This window comes from Wolbachia endosymbiont of Glossina morsitans morsitans, assembly GCF_000689175.1.
GTDB classification, from domain to species: Bacteria; Pseudomonadota; Alphaproteobacteria; order Rickettsiales; family Anaplasmataceae; genus Wolbachia; species Wolbachia pipientis.
Genome location: NZ_AWUH01000130.1, coordinates 1 through 7074, shown reverse-complemented (window position 1 = coordinate 7074; position 7074 = coordinate 1). Strand labels below are relative to the sequence as shown.

Here is a 7074-nt window from a genome sequence, read left to right as displayed (position 1 = left end):
CTTACTTAGACACCCCTCGCCAGCCCACTTATCACGATAGCGGAGCTATTGTGTTTGCTTTCGCCAATCTGCAGATTAAAAGGTAAGGATTACTTAATGTACCGGCGTCTTATGTTCAATTTTTTGCAGTATATAGATACTGTATGTCTTTACAAAACTTCATCTACATCTAGATTTTTATCTAAATAAGCTGAACGCGCTTATAAAGCGTTACAAGACATCAAAAAATGCCAATACTCGACAGAGATAGTAAAAGACTAGCTAACTCGGGAATTCTTTGTCTTTTTTCTGCTTAGTAAATTTCTTAAACATTTGCAGCGTAAGTTGGTTGCAATTAAAAGCGGCTGAATCTCGCTTGTCAAGCGTTTAAAACATAAAAAACGCCAATATTTTAAAGCGGATAATAACCACGGGGCTTCTTTTGTCCTTTTTTTTCATTTGGTAAATTTCTTAATGTTTATGGCTAAACGACAACCGTCATCCCGCTGCTTGTTAGCGGCTAAGGGATACCGCGAATGAATCGCGGTATGACGTAGGGATTGCATTAGCCATAATTCTTTAGTTTTCACTTTTCTTTTAACCTTGCAATGATATTTTCTTTGCCGATAAAAATTAACAGTTTAGCGAGCTCTGGTCCTGTTTCTGTTCCTGTTAAAGCTGAACGCAACTGCGTAAATAGGTTTTTTGCCTTTATATCCACTGTTTGTCGAATAGTTTTGACCCATTCTGACAACGTGTTTTCATTACAATCACCTTGGGGCAATGCATTGAACGCAATTTTTATAAGCTCCTTATCAAGAATCACAGGCTCTATATCGGATTTGCATATTTTCCACCACTTGGCCACCTCAGAAAACCTTTCTATATTGTTCTTTATAAAATACCAAAACTCTGAGGAGTCCACTCCAATTTGATTTAAACGTTCTTGTATAATTTCAAATGGCATTTGTTGCAGCACTTTGCAATTTAGCTTGTATGCTTCACTCAAGCTAAATTGCGTACATGCTGAGCTAAATTTTTTAATGTCAAATGAATCAATCAAAGATTGCATACAGGCGCAAGCTTCAATTGGATTGGATGTTCCGAGCTTCACTAAATAACTAACTAGTGCCATCGGTTCAACTTCATCTTCTTTTATAGATTTAATGTCCAGCATGCCGGTTCGCTTGGATATTTTGCTATCATCAAAATGTAGCAGAGAAAGGTGAGCAAATGTAGGGATTTTCGCTTTTAATGCTTTAATCATTTGGAGCTGAACTGCGGTATTAGTTACATGATCTTCCCCGCGTACAACATGGGTTACATTAAAGTCAACATCATCAATAACAGAAGGTAACATGTATGTGTAAATTCCATCTTCTCTTTTTACCACAGGGTCACTTATGCTACTGGTTGCAATATTTATTTCACCTTTAACTTCATCATTCCATTTAACAACTTCATTTCTATCCAACTTAAATCTAAAATGCGGTCTTCTTCCTTCTTGCTCATAACTAACTTTCTCTTGCTCAGTTAGAAGTAACGCGCTTCTGTCATATACAGGGAGAAGTCCTTGTTTTAACTGCAATTTTCGTTTAATGTCTAACTCTTCTCTTGTTTCATAGCATGCATAAATATGCCCTTCTTTTATTAACTGCAAAAACACCTCGTTATAACGCTCAAAGCGCTCTGATTGCTTAAAACTTGCATCCCAATCTATGCCAATCCATTTTAGGTCTTCTACGATATCATTTATATATTTGACATCTGAACGCTGAAGGTCAGTATCATCAAAACGGAGTAAAAATTTTCCATTTTGATTACGCGTGTACATCCAACAAACCAAAGCAGTTCGTATGTTTCCTACGTGGAGGTAGCCAGTTGGGCTTGGAGCGAATCTTGTTAGCATTTAAATAGCAATATTGTTTACTCTAATTTATTTTAATTTTATATAAACATATGGCTAAAGCAAGTGAGATCTGCTAATACAATTGAGCAAGAGAAGAATAAGTATGGCTATAGCATTGTGGCACCTTTGATATTTGATGGATTAAGACATATGATAAATTCAAGAAAATTCACAACTTGACGACAAAGGCTAATGTAGCATTATATTGGTATCATGACTACCTTAAAAAAGATGAGAGAAAAACTGCAAGATCAAATAAATTATCATAATGTTTTGTATCACCAAAAAAATAAGCCAGAAATAAGTGATGCTGAATATGATGAACTGAAGAAAAAGTTAGCTGAAATAGAGGCACAACTTCCAGAAGCTTATGCAACACAAGATAGTGTTGGTGCTCCACCTGATGAGAGGTTTTCTAAGGTGGAACATCAAGAACCTATGCTTTCCCTTGAGAATACTTATGATGAACAAGGTGTAGAGAAATTTTTGTCTAAAATAAAGAGGTTTTTAATTGAGGACAAAATAGAGATATTATGTGAACCAAAAATTGATGGGTTGTCGTTTTCTGCAATTTATGAGGATGGAAGATTTGTTAAAGCTGCAACTCGAGGTGATGGTTTTGTAGGGGAAGATGTCACTCACAATGTTGCAACAATAAAAGGCTTTCCTAAGTTTTTGCAAGGTGTGCAAGGAAGACTAGAAGTAAGAGGTGAAATATACATCAGTAACAGCGACTTTTTAAAGTTAAATGAAAACGATGAATTTGCCAATCCTCGAAATGCAGCCGCTGGTTCTCTAAAGCAATTGGATGCAAACATTACAGCAAGCAGACCTCTTAGATATTTTGCTTATTCTTTGATTGGTGGAGCAGAGAAAAGTCAAAGTGAAATACTAAATAGGCTTGAGGCACTTGGTTTTTGCGTAAATGAGCATCAGTCCTTAACGAGTAGTTTGGATGGAATGCTGAAGTTCTATAACGAAGTCTATAACTGTCGCTATAACTTGGATTATGATATTGATGGAATAGTCTATAAAGTAAATGATTTGGTACTACAAAATCGTCTAGGGAATACTCACAAAGCACCGCGCTCAGCACTTGCATACAAGTTTTCTGCGGTTTATGCAAAAACAAAGTTAAATAAGATATTTATACAGGTGGGCAGAACAGGGGTTTTAACTCCAGTTGCAGATTTAGTGCCAGTCAATATTGGTGGGGTGCTAGTTAGTAGAGCAAGTCTGCATAACCAAGATGAGATAAAACGTAAAGACATAAGAGAGGGAGATATTGTAACAATCAAAAGGGCAGGGGATGTAATTCCCCAGATCTTTGAAGTAAGCAGAGATTCTCGTCTTCCAAATACACCTGAATTTGTGTTTCCTGAAGTATGCCCTGAATGTGGTAGTAAAGTACGTCAGGTTGAGGGAGAGGCTGCAGTAAGATGTCCTGAGGAATTTGCCTGTAAAGCTCAAATAATAGAAAAACTAAAGCATTTTATATCGAAAGATGCATTTGACATTGTTGGCCTTGGTGATAAGCAGATAGAGTTTTTTTACGACCTTGGTCTGATAAAACAAATTCCCGATATTTTTACTTTAGAAGAAAGATTGGATGAATTTAATCTGGAAGAACAGTCTGGTTGGGGCAAGAAATCAATAGCTCATTTATTAAATGCTATACAAAGCAGAAGGGTAATAACTCTAGATAGGTTTATATTTTCTTTAGGTATTAGATTTATTGGCCAAGTTGCAGCAGAATTGCTTGCAGATTATTATGTTTCTTATGATAATTGGTATAATTCGATGATTGAACTGTCATCAGATAATACTGAGCTAGTGGGTATAGACGGCATAGGAAAAAAAGTGGCTGAATCTTTGGAATCATTTTTTTCTAAGGAACATAACATCAAAATGTTAAATGATCTTACTGCTTGTCTTCAAATTCTTCCTGTGAGCTCCAACTCTAGTAACTCTGTTTTAAATAATAAAATTATAGTGTTTACTGGTAAGCTACTTGCTATGAGTAGAGGAGAGGCAAAAGTAAGGGCCAAAACTCTAGGAGCAAAGGTCAGCTCACATCTTTCTGCTAAAACTGACTACCTAATTGCAGGAGAAAAACCAGGATCCAAATATAAAAAGGCAGTGGAATTAGGTGTAGAAATTTTAGATGAAGACCAGTGGCATAAAGTGATAAGTTTGGGAGTGTTCAAATGACACTTGGGTTGTATATTAAATCAAAGTTGCAAGACTATTTAGAGAGTAGCCAATTCTTTCCATCCAAGAATCATTTTATTGACTTGCCTCAATTTTTCAACAGAAGGCAAGTCTTCTGTGCTGAGTGGTAGGCGGACAGTTTGATGTTCTATGAGCCCAATATCATGCAAAAGTGCTTTAGTGGGTATTGGGTTGCTGGCAATAAATAACGCTTCGCAAGCCTGTTGCCAGATATCTGCCTGAGGGTTCCTGCCATTGAGGCACTTCTTAACGTATTCATGCGCTATGCGTGGCCAAACATTGGCAGCAACGGAAACCAGGCCAGCTGCACCATAAGCGGCCATATCAGATATCATATTATCATCTCCGCAAAAGACCTCAATATTTGGTGCAACTTTCTTATACTGAGCTAAAGTATCAACAGTGCCACTTGAATCTTTGATAGCCCAAAATTTTTCGTGGCTGGATAAGTTGCGTACAGTTTCAGCGTGAAGACTCACTCCTGCTCTTGATGGAATATTGTAAAACATAACCGGCACATGTGCTTTCTCAAGCAGCTTTTCAAACCATAAAGTCTGCCCCATAATTCCGGGCTTTGCATAAATGGGAGTTGTCATTAGATAGCCATGAATAGGCATAACCTTGCAAAAATCAAGCCATTCAAGAGTCTGATATAGATTCACTCCTGGTACGCCAATTATAATTTTCGTATTTAATTTTAGCTTACATACGAATTCAACTAATGTACGCTTTTCAGAATCAGTAAGCGATAGGCTCTCACCTGTGCTACCTAGCAACACTACGCCATTTTCAGCTTTAACTTGCATTGTCAGTAAACGCTGCAAACTGCTATAATCTATGCTATCCCCATTGCAATTAAAAGGAATAACACAAGCAGTCCATAAAAATGTAGATTTCAATTTAAATTGTTAAAATGGTATTTCATCGTCGAGTAGTTCATCTTTTATATCGTTGTCAAAACTTTCGTGTTTATCTTTTTGTTCTGTTTCACCTTGTTTGTATTCACTTGGCTTGTAATCAGAATTTGGCGCACTATTTCGTGAATCCAAGAGAGTAAGAGCGCTATTAAAATTATACAGAACCACCTCTGTTGTGTATCTTTCACCACCGTTTTGGTCAGTCCATTTTCTAGTTCTCAAAGAACCTTCAACATAAACTTTACTGCCTTTGCGTGCAAAATCTTTGACGATTTTTACTAATCCTTCACTAAAAATTACGATATTATGCCACTCTGTCTTTTCAGAGCGCATACCGGAAAGTTTGTCAGTCCAACTTTCAGACGTGGCTATTGAAAAACTTGCCATTTCTTTTCCATTTTGTGTAGTCCTAATTTCAGGATCTTTTCCTAAATTACCAACTAGTATGACTTTGTTTATGGTACCACCAGACATAATTATGCTCTAAATAAATCCTTTTATTATCTTATGTGAAAATACTATTGTCAAATTTAATTAAAAGTGACGGTCTTGGAGGGATTCGAACCCACGGCCTTTGCCTCCGGAGGGCAACGCTCTATCCAACTGAGCTACAAGCGCATATATATTTAAGTTATTTAATAGATAAGCCATCCAAGTCAAATTTTTGTTTTGGATAAAGCGTAAACATAATACTCCTATATCCAAAATATACATTTTGAGAATCATTCGCATGCTTTTTTATTGCTTTTTGATCTACGGTCCATACAAAAGTTACATAATTTTCAGTGACTGAGTGCACTTTTAAATCCTGAGTATTTATAAACAGTTTTCCATTTACCCATATTTTCCATGTATCGGGAGAAAGATATAAAATTGAGTCTAAACTCACTACCTTACCGTTGAAATTATCTGATACCTCCTCTTTTACAGCTCTTGAAGATCGTAAATTGAACTTTTCCATTTCATTGACCATTCTATTAACTGGCTCTTCATCAAAAAAAATGCTTTTTACGTTACTATATTGTGACAAAACGTCAAAGTCACTTTCCACTGCTTCTCTTATTATATCGTCCCGATCTGTATAGCTTAGTTTTTGATTGTTGATAAAGAAACACTCTTTTGCACGCAAATTTGCTATATCAATAAAATCGTCGATTTCTTGATTGCCAACTTTAAGAATACTTTCAAAATATCTTTTTTCTATCATCATTCCATACTGAGAATGATGACAAACCATTTCATCATTACCTTGTTTTTCTATATATACGCATAAATTTCCACTATTTAATCCTAATATTTTATGCTCAATAAAATCTTCATTGCCAATATATTGTCGGCAAGAATACTCCTTACAAATTTCTATGCTTTCTATGATATCTCCACAACTGCAATATGCATTAACATTGGAAATGAGTAGCGTAAAAATAAAAAACAGCTTTATGTTCATCACCTTATCTACTTAATATAGTATACCAATCAAAGACTATATTAGCTCTCACTATCTCTATCATATTACCATTCAAAATCTGATTCATAGTTTCATTCAGCATTCATCAATATTTCTCTGCTTATTTAAAATAAGAGATTTGATCATAACATAACCGGGCAGATTTGGAATAGACTGTAGAAATAAAAAAATATGCTTATCGCTGATTGAGCTTAAATTCAACTTCCTTAAGACCACTTCACTTTTTATTACTTTTGTGCGTTCACTTTTGTTGTGGAGCTCAACTTCTTCGGGTATAGAAATTGATATTTCAGGTTTTAATATATAGTACTTTTTATATAACTTGCTAAGCTCGAAATTTAAATTTGCAATGTATCTGCTACTATGTAAATTTGAAGAAGAAATTTTTTTCCATAAATCTAGGTTTTTATTTAGAACAACTTCCTTTTTTTGAATTCCAGTAATCTGTAAATTAATAGAATCGCAATTTGGTTTTTATTATAAGTCTTTTCGTTATAGATAACAACATATGTTAATAACCCTATTAATCCAACAGATAATAACAAATACGATATAAACTGAATTGTAGC

General features: G+C 35.3%; 5 protein-coding genes, 1 tRNA gene and 1 pseudogene. 1 reads left to right on the top strand and 6 read right to left on the bottom strand.

The window, feature by feature from the left end; all coding sequences use genetic code 11:
* Nucleotides 1–565: 565 nt before the first annotated feature.
* On the bottom strand, nucleotides 566–1888 hold the full coding sequence (gene gltX, locus WGMM_RS03280; RefSeq protein ID WP_038250057.1) for a glutamate--tRNA ligase: 1323 nt from the start codon (nucleotides 1886–1888) through the stop codon (nucleotides 566–568).
* Nucleotides 1889–2101: 213 nt separating this feature from the next.
* On the opposite strand from gltX, the gene ligA reads away from it, so the two are divergent.
* Nucleotides 2102–4099 carry an NAD-dependent DNA ligase LigA gene (ligA, locus tag WGMM_RS03275; protein ID WP_038250051.1) on the top strand — a complete coding sequence of 666 codons (1998 nt, stop codon included), beginning with the start codon at nucleotides 2102–2104 and terminating at the stop codon, nucleotides 4097–4099.
* Nucleotides 4100–4137: 38 nt separating this feature from the next.
* Here ligA and dapA read toward each other — a convergent pair whose 3' ends face one another.
* The 5 genes and pseudogenes from dapA to WGMM_RS07210 all read right to left on the bottom strand — a co-directional run.
* Nucleotides 4138–5019 (bottom strand): 4-hydroxy-tetrahydrodipicolinate synthase, encoded by an 882-nt coding sequence (dapA, locus tag WGMM_RS03270; RefSeq protein WP_038250045.1) that lies wholly within the window; start codon nucleotides 5017–5019, stop codon nucleotides 4138–4140.
* A gap of 9 nt (nucleotides 5020–5028) precedes the next feature.
* A complete protein-coding gene (gene ssb / locus WGMM_RS03265) occupies nucleotides 5029–5511 on the bottom strand; it encodes a single-stranded DNA-binding protein (protein WP_010082448.1) in 483 nt (160 codons plus the stop codon).
* A gap of 73 nt (nucleotides 5512–5584) precedes the next feature.
* Nucleotides 5585–5652: transfer RNA gene (locus WGMM_RS03260), tRNA-Arg, on the bottom strand.
* A 16-nt stretch (nucleotides 5653–5668) separates the two neighbouring features.
* A complete protein-coding gene (locus WGMM_RS03255; RefSeq protein ID WP_038250042.1) occupies nucleotides 5669–6484 on the bottom strand; it encodes a hypothetical protein in 816 nt (271 codons plus the stop codon).
* A gap of 4 nt (nucleotides 6485–6488) precedes the next feature.
* Nucleotides 6489–7074, bottom strand: a pseudogene (locus WGMM_RS07210) (hypothetical protein); the annotation flags it as partial.